Annotated in this window: 14 protein-coding genes; 9 read left to right on the forward strand and 5 right to left on the reverse strand. The window is 68.2% G+C overall.

The features are described from left to right. Positions 1-3 precede the first annotated feature (3 nt). On the reverse strand, positions 4-1,698 hold the full coding sequence (locus KF892_01525) for an electron transfer flavoprotein-ubiquinone oxidoreductase (GenBank protein ID MBX3623665.1): 1,695 nt from the start codon (positions 1,696-1,698) through the stop codon (positions 4-6). Positions 1,699-1,866: 168 nt separating this feature from the next. Here KF892_01525 and KF892_01530 point away from each other — a divergent pair, with 168 nt between their 5' ends. From KF892_01530 to KF892_01545, 4 genes are read left to right on the forward strand one after another with little or no spacing between them, the layout of a single operon-like run. After that, a complete protein-coding gene (locus KF892_01530) occupies positions 1,867-2,649 on the forward strand; it encodes an SDR family oxidoreductase (GenBank protein MBX3623666.1) in 783 nt (260 codons plus the stop codon). Between the two features lies 1 nt (position 2,650). Continuing rightward, positions 2,651-3,313, forward strand: a complete 663-nt coding sequence (locus tag KF892_01535; protein MBX3623667.1) for a YceH family protein — start codon at positions 2,651-2,653, stop codon at positions 3,311-3,313. Between the two features lie 24 nt (positions 3,314-3,337). After that, entirely contained in the window at positions 3,338-3,757 is a 420-nt protein-coding gene (locus KF892_01540) for an acyl-CoA thioesterase (protein ID MBX3623668.1), read from the forward strand. A 4-nt stretch (positions 3,758-3,761) separates the two neighbouring features. Then, complete coding sequence (locus KF892_01545) at positions 3,762-6,161, forward strand: transporter substrate-binding domain-containing protein (protein ID MBX3623669.1); 2,400 nt, start codon at positions 3,762-3,764, stop codon at positions 6,159-6,161. A gap of 4 nt (positions 6,162-6,165) precedes the next feature. On the opposite strand, the gene KF892_01550 is transcribed toward KF892_01545, so the two are convergent. Further along, positions 6,166-6,729, reverse strand: coding sequence for a PAS domain S-box protein (locus KF892_01550; GenBank protein ID MBX3623670.1), 564 nt, complete (start codon positions 6,727-6,729; stop codon positions 6,166-6,168). Between the two features lie 114 nt (positions 6,730-6,843). Between KF892_01550 and KF892_01555 the strand changes: the two genes are divergently transcribed. Continuing rightward, on the forward strand, positions 6,844-7,545 hold the full coding sequence (locus KF892_01555; protein ID MBX3623671.1) for a CoA transferase subunit A: 702 nt from the start codon (positions 6,844-6,846) through the stop codon (positions 7,543-7,545). 10 nt (positions 7,546-7,555) lie between these two features. Further along, positions 7,556-8,194: a CoA transferase subunit B gene (locus tag KF892_01560; GenBank protein MBX3623672.1), complete on the forward strand. Its 639-nt coding sequence runs from the start codon at positions 7,556-7,558 to the stop codon at positions 8,192-8,194. A gap of 95 nt (positions 8,195-8,289) precedes the next feature. Here KF892_01560 and KF892_01565 read toward each other — a convergent pair whose 3' ends face one another. Further along, on the reverse strand, positions 8,290-9,327 hold the full coding sequence (locus tag KF892_01565) for a quinone-dependent dihydroorotate dehydrogenase (protein ID MBX3623673.1): 1,038 nt from the start codon (positions 9,325-9,327) through the stop codon (positions 8,290-8,292). 67 nt (positions 9,328-9,394) lie between these two features. On the opposite strand from KF892_01565, the gene rpiA reads away from it, so the two are divergent. The 3 genes from rpiA to KF892_01580 all read left to right on the forward strand — a co-directional run bounded on the left by rpiA (position 9,395) and on the right by KF892_01580 (position 11,578). Then, positions 9,395-10,054: a ribose-5-phosphate isomerase RpiA gene (rpiA, locus tag KF892_01570; protein MBX3623674.1), complete on the forward strand. Its 660-nt coding sequence runs from the start codon at positions 9,395-9,397 to the stop codon at positions 10,052-10,054. Positions 10,055-10,151: 97 nt separating this feature from the next. Continuing rightward, positions 10,152-10,328 (forward strand): hypothetical protein, encoded by a 177-nt coding sequence (locus tag KF892_01575; protein ID MBX3623675.1) that lies wholly within the window; start codon positions 10,152-10,154, stop codon positions 10,326-10,328. A 29-nt stretch (positions 10,329-10,357) separates the two neighbouring features. Beyond that, complete coding sequence (locus KF892_01580; protein MBX3623676.1) at positions 10,358-11,578, forward strand: alpha/beta fold hydrolase; 1,221 nt, start codon at positions 10,358-10,360, stop codon at positions 11,576-11,578. On the opposite strand, the gene mnmC is transcribed toward KF892_01580, so the two are convergent. Both mnmC and KF892_01590 read right to left on the reverse strand, forming a co-directional pair. Further along, complete coding sequence (gene mnmC / locus KF892_01585) at positions 11,517-13,481, reverse strand: bifunctional tRNA (5-methylaminomethyl-2-thiouridine)(34)-methyltransferase MnmD/FAD-dependent 5-carboxymethylaminomethyl-2-thiouridine(34) oxidoreductase MnmC (GenBank protein ID MBX3623677.1); 1,965 nt, start codon at positions 13,479-13,481, stop codon at positions 11,517-11,519. The two genes, KF892_01580 and mnmC, sit on opposite strands and share 62 nt — an antisense overlap. Further along, positions 13,478-14,416 (reverse strand): DUF3445 domain-containing protein, encoded by a 939-nt coding sequence (locus KF892_01590; protein ID MBX3623678.1) that lies wholly within the window; start codon positions 14,414-14,416, stop codon positions 13,478-13,480. The genes mnmC and KF892_01590 overlap by 4 nt, the downstream gene beginning before the upstream one ends. Positions 14,417-14,484: the final 68 nt, after the last annotated feature.

Raw genomic sequence — 14,484 nt, forward strand, 5'->3', positions numbered from 1 at the left:
CGATCACATGCCCGAATAGTTCGGGCCGCCACCGCCTTCCGGCGTGACCCAGACGATGTTCTGCGTCGGGTCCTTGATGTCGCAGGTCTTGCAGTGCACGCAGTTCTGCGCGTTGATCTGCAGGCGCTCCTTGCCGGCGTTGGCTTCGTCAGGCACGAACTCGTACACACCCGCCGGGCAGTAGCGGCTCTCGGGGCCGGCGTACTTGGCGAGGTTGATGTTCACCGGCACCGACTTGTCTTTCAACGTGAGGTGCGCCGGCTGGTGCTCTTCGTGGTTGGTGTTGGAGATGAACACCGAGCTCAGGCGGTCGAAGGTGAGCTTGCCGTCGGGCTTCGGGTACTCGATCTTCGGGCACTCGGCGGCGGGCTTCAGGTAGGCGTGGTCGGGCTTCGTGCGGTGCATCGTCCACGGCGGCGACTTGATGCCCAGCTTGGGCAGCAGCCAGTATTCGATGCCGGTGCCGATGGTGCCGCCCCACAGGCCCCACTTGAACCAGGCCTTCCAGTTGCGGGCCTGGTGCAGTTCCTTGTGAAGCCAGCTCGCTTCGAAGGCCTTCGGGTAGGCGCTCAGCTCGTCGGCCTTGCGGTCGGCCGTCACGGCTTCGAACGCGGCTTCGGCGGCCAGCATGCCGGTCTTCATCGCGGCGTGGCTGCCCTTGATGCGCGGGCCGTTCAGGTAGCCGGCATCGCAGCCGATCAGCGCACCGCCCGGGAACACCGTCTTGGGCAGGCTCAGCAGGCCGCCGGCCGTGATGGCACGGGCGCCGTAGCTCAGGCGCTTGCCGCCCTCGATGTGCTTGCGGATGGCCGGGTGCGTCTTCCAGCGCTGCATCTCTTCGAACGGGCTCAGCCACGGGTTCTCGTAGTTGAGGCCGGTGATGAAGCCGAGCACCACCTTGTTGTCTTCCATGTGATACAGGAAACCGCCGCCATAGGTGTCGCTCTTGAGCGGCCAGCCCGCGGCGTGGATCACGAGGCCCGGCTGGTGCTGCTTCGGGTCGACTTCCCACATTTCCTTCACGCCGATGGCGTAGCCCTGCGGGTCCTTGCCGGCGTCGAGCTTGAACTTGGCGATCAGTTGCTTGCCGAGGTGGCCGCGCGAGCCTTCGGCGAAGAGGGTGTACTTGCCGTGCAACTCCATGCCGAGCTGGAAGTTGTCGGTGGGCTCGCCCTGCTTGTTGATGCCCATGTTGCCGGTCGCGATGCCCTTGACCGAGCCGTCTTCGTTGTAGAGCACTTCAGCCGCGGCAAAGCCGGGGAAGATCTCGACGCCCAGCGCTTCAGCCTGCTGTGCCAGCCAGCGCACCACGTTGCCGAGGCTCACGACGTAGTTGCCCTCGTTGTGGGTGTTCTCGGGCATCAGGAACGCTGGCGTATCAAACAGCACACCCTTCTCGGTCAGGATGAGCAACTCGTCCTTCGTGACCGGCTGGTTGAGCGGAGCCCCCAGCTCCTTCCAGTTCGGGAACAGCTCGTTCATCGCGATGGGGTCCATCACCGCGCCGCTCAGGATGTGGGCGCCAGGCTCCGAGCCTTTCTCGAGCACGACCACCGAGATTTCCTTGCCGGCTTTTTCCGCCAGCTGCTTGAGGCGAATCGCGGCCGACAAGCCCGCCGGGCCACCGCCGACGATGACCACGTCATATTCCATGGCCTCGCGGGGACCGTACTGGGCAAGAATTTCGGCGGGGGTCATGCAGTCTCCTTGGATGAACAATCGCCGCGCATTCTAATTGGCCGATCGGTCGAAAAGAACGACCGTTCGCTTCTAAGTTCAAGCCAGTCGGCGATGAATCCTGCACTGCAGGCCGCGTGCTATCTTCATCGCCATCTGTCGCAGCAAACACATCACGAGGAGAAGTACATGGCCTACACCATCGACCTGTCCGGCCGCGTGGCATTGGTCACCGGCGCGTCCAGCGGGCTCGGCACCCAGTTCGCGAAGACCCTGGCCCAGGCTGGCGCCGCGGTCGTGCTCGCCGGCCGCCGGGTGGAACGCCTGAAGACGCTGCGCGCCGAGATCGAAGCCGCCGGCGGCGATGCGCACGTGGTGCGCCTCGACGTCACCGACCCCGACAGCATCAAGGCCGCCGTGGCCCACGCCGAGACCGAGACCGGCGCGATCGACATCCTCGTCAACAACTCCGGCGTGAGCACCACGCAAAAGCTCACCGACGTGACGCCCGAGGACTACGACTACGTGATGGACACCAACACCAAGGGTGCCTTCTTCGTGGCGCAGGAGGTGGGCAAACGCATGCTGGCGCGCGCCAAGGGCGCGGCACCCGGCACCTACACCGGTGGGCGCATCGTCAACATCGCCTCGATGGCCGGGCTGAAGGCGCTGGGCCAGATCGGCGTGTACTGCATGAGCAAGGCCGCGGTGATCCACATGACGCGTGCGATGGCGCTCGAGTGGGGCCGCTACGGCATCAATGTGAACGCGATCTGCCCCGGCTACATCGACACCGAGATCAACCACCATCACTGGGCCACCGAACAGGGCCAGAAGCTCATCAACATGATGCCGCGCAAGCGCATCGGCGCCCCGCAGGACCTGGACGTGGTGCTGACGATGCTGTGTTCCAACGAGAGCCATTTCGTGAATGGCGCGGTGATCCAGGCCGACGACGGCTTCGCGATCTGACATGCGCGCGTTGTCGCTCCTCGAAGCACGCGTCCTCAGCGTGCTCATCGAGAAGGCACACACCGTGCCCGACAGCTACCCGCTGTCGCTCAACTCGCTCACCCTCGGCTGCAACCAGAAGACCGCGCGCGACCCGGTGATGAATGCCACCGAGTCGGAAGTGCAAGGCGCCATCGACTCCTTGAAGCTGCTGCACTTGGTGTTCGAGTCGAGCGGCTCGCGGGTGGCGCGCTACGAGCACAACATGGGCCGCGCGATGGGCCTGCCGTCGCAGAGCGTCGCGCTGCTGGCGGTGCTGGCGCTGCGCGGGCCGCAGACAAGCTCGGAGCTGCGCGCCAACTGCGACCGGCTGCACCGCTTTGCCGACGTGTCGTCGGTCGAAGCTTTCCTCGAAGAGCTGGCCACGCGCAGCGAAGAAAAGGGCGGGCCGCTCACGCTGAAGCTGCCGCGTGCCCCCGGCGCGCGCGAGCAACGCTGGACGCATCTGCTGTGCGGCGCCGTCGACATCTCGGCCCTGCCGGTTGCGCCGCAGTCCGACGACTTCGTGGCTACCAGCGAGCTTGCGGCGTTGAAGTCACAACAGGCCGCCATGCAGAACGAGCTGGCCGAATTGCGTGCCTTGGTCGATCGTTTGTATTCAGAATTGGGTGTGAGCAAGACCTGACGCTAAACAGCCTGGGAGGGGTGGATGCGCATCGAGATACCCGAGCAGAAGCGCCTGGTGCACGAGATGCACATGCCCATCCGCTGGGGCGACATGGATGCGATGGGCCACGTCAACAACGTGAGCTACTTTCGCTACCTCGAGACGGCGCGCATCGATTGGCTCAACGGCAAGGGCTTCGCGCCCGACCCAAGCGGCGAAGGCTTCGTGATCATCAATGCCTTCTGCAACTTCCTCGTCCAGCTCGAGTACCCGGGCGACCTCGTCCTCAAGACCTACGCGGCCAACCTCGGCCGCAGCAGCTTCGACAGCTTCACCACGATCTCGCGCACCGACACGCCCGAGGTGATCGCCGCGGCCGGCGGCGCCACCATCGTGTGGGTGAACTTCCCGCAGCAGAAATCCATGCCCTTCCCGGATCGCCTGCGCGATCTGATCGCCTGAGACCATGAAGCGCATCTGGCGCGCCTGGGCCGGCATCGCGATGCTGCTGCTGTGCATCAGCGCCTTCGCGCAGGTGCCGGTGGTGCAGCTGTCATCGGCCGAGCAGGCCTGGGTGCGCGGCCACCCGGTGCTGCGGCTGGGTGTGGCGCGCGAGTACCCGCCGTATTACTTCGCGCCGCCCGAGCCCGGCCAGCCGCACGGCTTCATCATCGAGACCATCGCGCTGTGGGCCGATCGCCTGGGCATGCGGCTCGAGTTCAAGCGCTACGACAGCAACGAGGCCGCGGTGCGCGCCCTGCAGGACGGCCAGATCGACATGCTGCCCTATGCGCCGCCACGGGCCGTCGACGGGCCGGCGCTCTACACACTGCCGGTGTTCGCCGGCAACCAGGTGCTGGTGGCGCGGCGCGACCTGCCCGACATCTCGGCGAACGACAACTTCGGCCAGTACAGAGTGGCCGTGGTCGAGGAGACTCCCGCGGCCACCTTGATGGCGACACGCTTCCCGCAGGCCGAGGTGGTGCGCTTCACCTCGCCCGAGCAGGCGCTGCGGGCGGTGGCCTCAGGCTCGGCCGATCTCTTCGTGGGCTATCAGCAGGTGGTGGTCTACCACGTCGAGAAGCTGCTGCTGGCCAACCTCGTGGTGCGCCGCAACCTGGGGCCTGGGCAGGTGCCCATCGGGCCCACGGTGCGGCGCGATGCGAAGGAGCTGCGCGCGGTGCTGGCGCATGCGGTCGATTCGGTCACCGCGGCCGACCGCTCGCTGCTCGCCGCCCGCTGGCTTCCGGCCGGGGCGCTCGCCGCCGTGTCGGGCCAGGCGGCGCAGCTCACGCCGGCCGAGCAGGAGTGGGTGAGCCGCCACGGCAACATCCGCATCGGTTTCGATGCGAGCTTCTCGCCCATCACGAGCCAGGGCGATCTCAACGACCCGCAGGGCATGGGCATCGACTACCTGCGGCTGGTGGCACGCAAGACGGGTCTCGCCGTCCAGCGCGAAGTGGGCTCGTCGTTCGCCGACGTCTATGCGCGCGGCGTGGCAGGCGAGCTGGACGTGATCGTCGGCCTGGTGCGCACGCCGCTGCGCCGCGCCGACTATGAATTCGTCGGCCCCTTCGCCCGCGTGCCGACCGCCATCGTGATGCGAGACGACGACAGCTCGCTCATCACCGACACGCGCGAGTTCGGCGTGCGCAAGGTGGCGCTGCTCAAGCAACACTTCCTCATTCCCGAATTGCGCGCGCGCCACCCCGGCATCAATCTCGTCGAACTCGACCGGCAGGACCAGGTGCTCTCGGCCGTGGCCGAGGGCGCGGCCGACGTCGCACTCGGCAACGTGAAGGTGGTGAACGAACTGCTGGAGCGCCGCTTCGGCGGCAAGCTTCGCATCACCGGCACGGTGGCGGGCGGCGACAGCGAGCTGTACTTCGGCGTGCGCCACGAGCAACCGGAGCTGGTGCAGATCCTGCGCAAGGGGCTCGATGCGGTGAGTGAAGCCGAAGCCACCGCCATCGCCCAGCGCTGGCTGGTGGTGACGGTGCAACCCGGCGTGCCCTGGGCCAAGCTGCTCGCGTGGGGCGGGCCGGTGCTGCTGGCTTTGCTGATCGGCATGGGGCTGCTCTGGCGCAGCCGGCGCGGCATGGCCGAGGCGCGCGCCATCGAGGCGCGCGGCCGGCGCCTGGCCGAAGACGCGGTGGCCACGCGCGGGCGCTTCCTCGCCTATCTCTCGCACGAGCTACGCGGCACGCTCGGCGCCGTGGCAAGCGGCGCGGAGCTGGCCAAGACGCAGCGCGATCCGGCGTTCCAGGAGAAGCTGCTCGATGCGATGGCCGAGTCGATGCGGGGCCTGAGCCAGGTGCTGGAGACGACGCTCGCCTACGAGCAGACGCTCGCCAAGCCGGTGCAGCTGCAGCCCGAGCCGCTGAGCCTCTCGGTGCTGTGGACGCGAATGACCGCCCCCGGCGAACTCGCCGCGCGGCAGAAGGGGCTGGCGTTCGAAGCGCGCTGCGAGGCGGGTGACCAGATGGTGCTGGTCGATGCGCCACGCCTGCAGCAGGTGGTGACCAACCTGCTGCAGAACGCCGTCAAGTTCACCGACAAGGGCGCCGTCTCGGTCGTGGGCCGCTGGGTGGGCGGGCCCGACGAAGAGGCGCCACCGCTCTTCGAGATCGCCGTCACCGACTCCGGCCCTGGCATGACCAGCGAAGAGCTGGCGCAGATCTTCGAGCCCTATGCGCAGGGCCGTGCGGGCGTGCGGCACGGGCAGGGCGTGGGCCTGGGTCTCGCGATCAGCCGGCAGATCGTGGCCGCGATGGGCGGCACGCTGCAGGCCCACAGCCAGTCGGGCAAGGGCTCGACCTTCGTCGTGCAGGTGGTGCTGCCACCCGCAGCAATGGAATCGGCCTGAGGGCTCAGGCGCTCAGCAGCTTGTGCACGAGATCGGGCGTGGTGCTGGCCGCGTACTTGCGCATCAGGCGGGCCCGGTAGACGTCGACCGTGCGTGGGCTGATGCCCAGGCGCTTGCCGATCAGCTTGCTGGTCAGGCCTTCGATCAGGAGGGCGGCGATCTCGCGCTCGCGTGCGGTGAGGTCGGCCTTGAGCTGGCGGCGCGACGACAGGTCTTCGAACGACCACACGCCCGCCGCGTGCGGCTGCTTGGGGTCGAGTGCACGGCCCGAGACGTGGCACCAGAAAAGCTGGCCGCGATGCGGCCCGTCGACACGCTTCATCACACGTTCGTCTGCATACCAGCCCGAGGCATCGAGGCTTGCCACGATGCGCTGGCCGGTGCGCTCGAACTCGTCGTGCGTGGGGTAGAGGATTTCGAACGACTGGCCGATCAGCTGCTCCTTGCTGGCACCGAACATCTCGAGCAACTGCCGGTTGCAGTCGAGCATGAGGCGGTTGCGCGACAGCACCAGCCCGACCGGCGCGAGGTCGAAGGCGGTGCGGTAGTCGTCGGGGGTGAGCGCCATGTGAGCAGCTTGAAAAGTCGGGCCGGGTATGTGGTTAGTGAATTCTACGTAACGACTACGTAATGCGTTACGTAGTACGCTTGCGCGCTGCAAATATTCCTTGCTGGAGGCGTGATGAACAAGGTTTACGCGAGTGCCGCCGAGGCACTGAAAGGCGTCGTGAAGGATGGGCAGCTGCTCGCCGTGGGCGGCTTCGGCCTGTGTGGCATTCCCGAGGCGCTGATCGCGGCGCTGCGCGACAGCGGTGCGACGAACCTCACCGCCATTTCCAACAACGCAGGCGTCGACGGCTTCGGCCTCGGCATGCTGCTCGAGACGCGCCAGATCAAGAAGATGATCTCGAGCTACGTCGGCGAAAACAAGGAGTTCGAGCGCCAGTACCTGGCCGGTGAACTCGAGCTCGAATTCACGCCGCAAGGCACGCTGGCCGAGAAGCTGCGTGCCGGTGGCGCCGGCATCCCAGCCTTCTTCACCCGCACCGGCGTGGGCACCATCGTCGCCGAGGGCAAGGAAACGCGCGAGTTCGACGGCCAGCTCTACGTGATGGAAAAGGCGCTCGTGCCCGACGTCGCGCTCGTCAAGGCGCACATCGCCGACAAGAGCGGCAACCTCGTCTTCCGCCGCACGGCGCGCAACTTCAACCCGGCCTGCGCGATGGCCGGCAAGATCACGATCGTCGAGGTGGAGCAGATCGTCGAGACCGGCGCGCTCGACCCCGATGCCATCCACCTGCCCGGCATCTACGTGCACCGGATCGTGCTGAACGCCACGCCCGAGAAGCGCATCGAGAAGCGACTCACCCGCCCGGCCGCCTAAGGAGAACGACATGCCCTGGACCCAAGACGAAATGGCCGCGAAGGCCGCTTCCGAGCTGAAGGATGGCTTCTACGTCAACCTCGGCATCGGCATTCCCACCCTCGTGGCCAACCACGTGCCCAAAGACATCGAGGTGTGGTTGCAGAGCGAGAACGGCATGCTCGGCATCGGCCCCTTCCCGACGGAAGACGAAGTCGACGCCGACCTCATCAACGCCGGCAAGCAGACCGTGACCACCATTCCCGGCACCAGCATCTTCGGCTCGCACGACAGCTTCGCGATGATCCGCGGCGGCAAGATCAACCTCGCCATCCTCGGCGCGATGCAGGTCAGCGAGAAGGGCGACCTCGCCAACTGGATGATCCCCGGCAAGATGGTCAAGGGCATGGGCGGCGCGATGGACCTCGTGGGCGGCGTGCCGCGCGTGCTGGTCGTGATGGAGCACGTGGCGAAGAAGAAGGACGGTTCCACCGACCTCAAGATCCTGCCCAAGTGCACGCTGCCGCTCACCGGCGTGGGCGTGGTCAACCGCATCATCACCGACCTCGCGGTGATGGACGTGACCCCGCAGGGCTTGAAGGTCGTGGAGATGGCGCCGGGCGTGACGCGCGAAGAACTGCAAAGCAAGACCGGCGTGCCGCTGCATTGACAGGTTGTTGGCCCCCCAGTCGCTTCGCTCCTGCCCCCGAGGGGCGACCCCGGGTCGGCCGGCAAAGCCGGTCCTCGCGGGTGGCTCGATGAGGGTCAGCGACCCTTGATCGCCCTGGCCGCTTCGGGCACCAGCGCCGGGCCCTTGTAGATGAAGCCGGTGTAGAGCTGCACGAGGTCGGCACCCGCGGCGATCTTGGCGCGTGCGTCGGCGCCGCTCATCACACCGCCCACGCCGATGATGGGCACCTCGCGGCCCAGCGCGGCACGCAGCAGCGTGATCACACGGTTGCTGGCCTCGAACACTGGCGCACCCGACAGGCCACCGGTTTCTTCGCCATGCGGCAGGTGCTTCACCTTGTCGCGTGCGATGGTGGTGTTGGTCGCGATCACGCCATCGATGCCGTTCTTGCGAAGGGTCGTGGCGATCACCTGCACCTGCGCGTCGTCGAGGTCGGGTGCGATCTTCACGAACATCGGCACCTTGCGGCCGTGTTGCGCGGCGAGTTCGAGTCGGCGCGTCTGGAGTGCCGAAAGCAGCGCGTCGAGCGCTTCGTCGCTCTGCAACTCGCGCAGGTTCTTGGTGTTGGGCGACGAGATGTTGACCGTCACGTAGTCGGCATGCGGGTACACGCCATCGAGGCCGATCAGGTAGTCGTCGACCGCGCGCTCGATGGGCGTGGCGGCGTTCTTGCCGATGTTCAAGCCGAGCACGCCACCTTGCTGGCGGAAGCGGCTGCGCTTCACGTTGTCGATGAAGACGCTCAAGCCTTCGTTGTTGAACCCCAGGCGGTTGATGAGCGCATTGGCCTCGGGCAGCCGGAACATGCGCGGCTTCGGGTTGCCCGGCTGCGCTTTCGGCGTGACCGTGCCCACCTCGACGAAGCCGAAGCCCATCGCGCCGAAGGCATCGATGCAGCGGCCGTTCTTGTCGAGCCCGGCGGCCAGGCCGATGCGGTTGGGGAAGCGGATGCCGGCGATCGTCACCGGGTCATCGACCCGCGTTTGCGACACCGCGCAGATGAGCGGCGTGTGCTGGATGCGCGCGAGCGCGCCCAGCGTCAGGTCATGGGCCTGCTCGGGGTCGAGGCCGAAGAGAAAAGGGCGGGTGAGCGCGTAGGGAACGAGGGGCATGCCGGTACGACTGGCGAGCAGCGTCTTGGATAATCGGGCGATTGTCTTTCAAACACCTTCTCGCACCATGACCCAGGATGAACTCAAGGCCCTCGTCGGGCAGGCGGCGCTCGACTACGTGGTGCCCGGCAGCATCGTCGGCGTGGGCACCGGCTCGACGGTCAACTGCTTCATCGACGCGCTGGCCGGCATGAAGGACCGCATCGCCGGTGCGGTGTCGAGCAGCGAGAAGAGCAGCGAGCGGTTGCGTGCCCACGGCATCAAGGTGCTCGACAGCAACACCGTCGAGCGCCTGCCGGTCTACATCGATGGCGCCGACGAGATCGACCACCGCGGAAACATGGTGAAAGGCGGCGGCGCGGCGCTCACCCGCGAAAAGATCGTGGCCGACCTCGCCGAGCGCTTCATTTGCATTGCCGATGAGTCGAAGCTGGTCGATACGCTCGGCAAATTCCCGTTGCCGGTGGAAGTGATCCCGATGGCGGCCACGCAGATCGCCCGCCGCTTCAAGCAGCACGGCGGCGAGGCGGTGTTGCGTGCCGGTGTCGTGACCGACAACGGCTGCCACATCCTCGACGTGCGCGGCCTCTCGATCACCGACCCGGCCGGCATGGAAGCCGAGGTCAGCCAGTGGCCTGGCGTGGTGACGGTCGGCATCTTCGCGCGCCACAAGGCCAGCGTGTGCCTGCTGGGCACGGCACAGGGCGTGAAGACACTCACTTTCTGATCGGTCTCGCCCAGCAAGTGCCGAAAAACGCGTACCCTCGCGCGTATCGCACCGGGCTTTTTCGCGTGAAGAGGCCCACCCACAGGAAGGACGGCGAATGGCAAAACCCAACTACTCGTTCGAAAAGCGCCAGCGCGAGCTGGCCAAGAAGAAGAAGAAGGAAGAGAAGCTGAAGGAAAAGGCCGACCGCAAAGCCGGTGTGGAGCCCGCACAGGGCGAACCCGACAACGAGCCGCCCGCGCAAGACGTGGCCGCTCCGCCCAGCGAGGGCTGACCGTTCCGATCGTTCTGTGGGCACGCGGAGTGAAGGAGCCCAAGCGCCGCGCCAGTCCAACCAAGCCGCCGCTGCCCGGTGGCGATGAGGCGGCCTATGCGCCAGGCCTTCAGGCCGCGACGAAGGCCTTGACCACGCGGGTGCAGGAGATGCACACCGCGATTTCCGACAAGACATTTCGCGCCGTGCAGGCCGTGCCAGGGCTGTCCGTGCCCGCCGGCCTGGTGCAGCGTGCGCACGATGCGATCGCCGGTGGCGTGTACGCCGCTGTGCGAGGCGGGGCGACGGTGGCGATGCGCATCGCCGCCGAAGCCGAGCGCGCCTTCGCGGACCCGGCTCGCCCGGCCCAAGGGCGCGAACTTACCCTGCGCAGTGCCCTCAATGCCGCGGCCGGCGATGCCTTGGCGCAAGCCGGCAGCCCGCTAGCGGTGGAGATGGCGCTCCATGCGCGAGGCGACATGCTCGACGACGCCGCGTCGCCCGAGGTGTGGGCCGGTTTGGGCCCGCGCGCAGCGGTCTTCATCCACGGGCTCGCCTGCGACGAGCGCAGCTGGCAGCTCTTAGCCGATGCGTGGCCCGACGTCGAGCCGACAGCGACGGCCCCGCACTACGGCGCGCTGATGGAGCGCGAGTTCTCGTTCGTGCCGCTCTACCTTCGCTACAACACGGGGCTGCCCCTCGGCGACAACGCCGCGGCCCTGGCCGCGCAGCTCGACCGGCTGGTGGCACGTGCGCCGCAGGTGCGTGAACTCGTGCTCGTCGGCCACAGCATGGGCGGGCTGGTGGCGCGCCTGGCCTGCGAGCTGGCGGCGGGCTCGGACTGGGTGGCGCGGGTGCGCTGGATGGCCTGCCTGGGTTCTCCACTTCGTGGGGCGCCGCTCGAAAAGATCGGGCATTTCGTGGCGTCTGCGCTCGGCACATCCGACGTGACGCGCCCGTTGCAGACGCTCGCCAACAGTCGCAGCCAGGGCGTGAAAGACCTGCGGCACGGGCTTCCAGCGCTCGCGCAAGCCAGGCCGCCGCTGCGGCTGGTGGCGGGCAGCCTTGGGCAAGAGGCGACGACGGGCGGGCACCTGGTGCGGCGGGTGTTGGGCGATGGCCTTGTCACGACCCGCAGTGCGCTCGATGCGCGCGAGGTGGGCGATGTGGAGCGAGCCGAGGTGCCCGGCCTCGGGCACATGGCCTTGCTCAATCACCCTCGGGTGTATGCGCTGCTGCGCCAGTGGTTGATCGACGCGCGCTCCGGCTGATGAAGCGCGCCGGGTCGATGGCGTCGACCAGGCTGGCTTCGAGCGGTGCCGGCGCGCCGGTGATCCATGCGGCCAGGGTGCGGGCGCCGAGCGTCGACCAGGCGATGCCGCGTGAGCCCAAGGCGGTGAAGACGAAGAGGCCGGGCAGGCGCTGCACGAAGCGCGGTTGGTCGAGTCGGCCCTGCTGATCGATCGGTGCGGGCACCGCGCCGATCACCGGCAGGCGATCCTGTGCGACGGTGCGCCAGCCAACGCGGCCGTGCAGGTGGTCGAGCGGTGGGGCGAAGAAGTCGCTGCCGAGCAAGCGCTGCAGGGCCGCGAGGTTGGTGGCGTGGTCGGCGGGGCGGACGCTGGGGTCGGTGTCGCCGGGCTGCGACGTGGCTCCGAACAGCACCGACCCGCGGACCTCGGGCATCACGTAGCCCGCGCCCGCCACCGGCAGGTGCGGTAGCACGAGGCCTGGTGCGAGATCGCGGGGGAAGTGCGTGACCTGGCCGCGCACGGTGTCGATGGGCCACGCGGGCGCGCCGAGCAGGCGCAGTGCGTCGGCGGCGTTGGCCAGCACCACGGTCTCGGCTTCGTCGAGCACGCGGCTGTCGGCATCGAGCAATTGCCAAGCGTCGCCCTTGCGCTCTACGCTGGCCACGGGTGCCGCACCGCAGAAGCACGCGAGCGGAGCCGACTGCGCGAGCCAGGAGCGGGCGAGGGCCGCCGGGTCGACCCAGCCACCCCCCGGGTAGAACCACGCCGATTGCCGAAGTGGCACGCCGCTCAGGCGGCTGGCGTCGGCAGAGGTCATGGCTTGCACGTAGTCCGGCGGCAAGCCGAGCCGGGCGATGACCTCGCGCAGCGTGCCGACCTCGGCCTCGTCGAGGCGCAGCAAGCCGCTCACGGCACCGGCGATCGAGGGGTCGTCACGCAGTGCGCCGCCGATGGCCGCTTGCGCCATCAGGGCAGCGGCGCGGTTGAAGCGCGCGTGCACGCCGTCGTGCGCATTCACGATGCCGTGGAAGAGGCCGGCAGGGTTGCCCGACGTCTCGCTCGCGGGCGTGTCGCGCCGGTCGTAGACGGTGCTGCTCCAGCCTTCCTGTGCCAGGGCGAGCGCCGTGGCGCTGCCAGCCAAGCCTGCGCCGATGATGAGGGCGTGCTGCGAGGTGACATGCCGAAGCATGCGTGACGGCGCCGTGCGAGGCACGAACTGCGGCGCATAGCGGCCGAGCGTGATGTCGCGCTTGCCACCGGTGCCGCGGGCTTCGCGCACTTCGAAGCCGGCCGCGCGCAGGCCGTCGCGCACCGGGGTGGCCGAGGTCCAGGTGGCCAAGGTCGCGCCGGGGGCCGCGAGGCGGGCCAGCGCCTTGGCGATCTGCGGTTCCCACATCTCGGCGTTGCGTGCCGGGGCGAAACCGTCGAGGTAGAACGCGTCGACTTGGGCCACCAACTCCGGCAACCAGCTGTGCACGTCGCCCAAGGCGAGCAGCAGACGCACGCGGCCGTTGTCGAAGTCGAGCGTGTGCAGGTTGTGCGTGAGCGGTGGCCAGGCTTCGACCAGCGCGCAGGCCAGCGCCGGCACGGGTGACTGCGCATGGGCGCGCCGCATGTCGTCGGCGGTGAAGGGCTGTTGTTCGACTGAGATGAACACAAGCCGCTCGCAGCGGGCCGCATCGTCACGCCAGGCCTGCCAGGTCGCGAGGAAGTTGTTGCCGAGGCCGAAGCCGGTTTCCAGGACGACGAAGCGCGAGCGCCCCTGCCAGCGTGCGGGCAGCTCGTTGCCGCCGAGGAAGACGTGGCGTGCCTGCACGAAGGCGCCGGCGCGCGGGTGGTAGACGTCCTGGTAGCGGGCGGAATACGGAACGCCGTCTTCGGTGAGGCTCAGCGTCGCCGGGATGATAGGCCGTGTGTTCATTCGGCGGCGCGCGCTTGCAGCCACTCGAGCAGGCGCTCTCGTGCATCGGTGAGGCTGCGGTAGGCCAGCACCGCTTCGCTCATGCTGGAAAGCGCATCGTGCAGTTGGCGCGCTTCGCTGGCGTGGGTCACCGCCTGCGTGAGCGGCGTGAGGCTCACGTGGATGGTGAACACCGCCTGCTGCAACTGAGGCAAAGGGATGAAGGTCTGGTGCTCGGTGCGGAAGAAGGCGCGCTCGGCGAGTGCATCGGCATCGGCCGTGGCAGGCCACGGGGCCGGGTCGAGCCGGGCCGGGTGGGCGTGCAGGCGCGGGTGGCGGGTGATGCTCCACACGTCGCGCGCCCAGCGCTCGTCGCCGGTCACCAGGCGCGCCAGGTGATCGCTGGCCGTCACGAGCAGTTGGTTGTCGGCCACCGGCGCGTGCACCTGCGCGAAGTGGTGTCCGACCTTCTCTTCCGGCGCCCAGCCGGAGGGCAGGCACACCGCCAGCCAGGGGATGTGGGCGTTGCGGCCGTCGATGATGGCGAAGTCTTCGGCGAACGCCAGGCTCAGCAGTGCGGGCAGCCGCCACGGCGGGGCCAGGGCCTGCAGGCAGGCGCCGATCTCGGGGTGGGTGGGGTCGTGTTGCTCGATCTGGCCATCGCATACCGACCAGCCCAGGCGCAGCGCATGGCCGTGGCCGGCGCCGCGGGACGACCACGCCCCGGGGTGTTCGAGCGCGGCGTGTGCGCCGAGGGCGTGCAGCGCGGGTCCGGCATCGAAGCCGGGGGCGCTGAGCAGGGCTTGCTCGGGGTAGGCGCCGAGCACCGCCAGTTTCTCGCGCAGCGTGCGGTCGCCGAGGGCATTGGGCGTCAGCTGCAAGGCGCCGGGTGGCAGCCGGCGCAAGCCGGGCTGCATGCGGAACGGGGTGCTGACGCTCGCGAAGTCGAAGGGCATGGCGCTGGATGATGCCCAGAAAAGATAAGGGCCCGCAAAGCGGGCCCGCCTTCCGTCCTGCCGAGAGG

The sequence above is a fragment of the Rhizobacter sp. genome (genome assembly GCA_019635355.1).
Taxonomy (GTDB): Bacteria; Pseudomonadota; Gammaproteobacteria; order Burkholderiales; family Burkholderiaceae_C; genus Rhizobacter.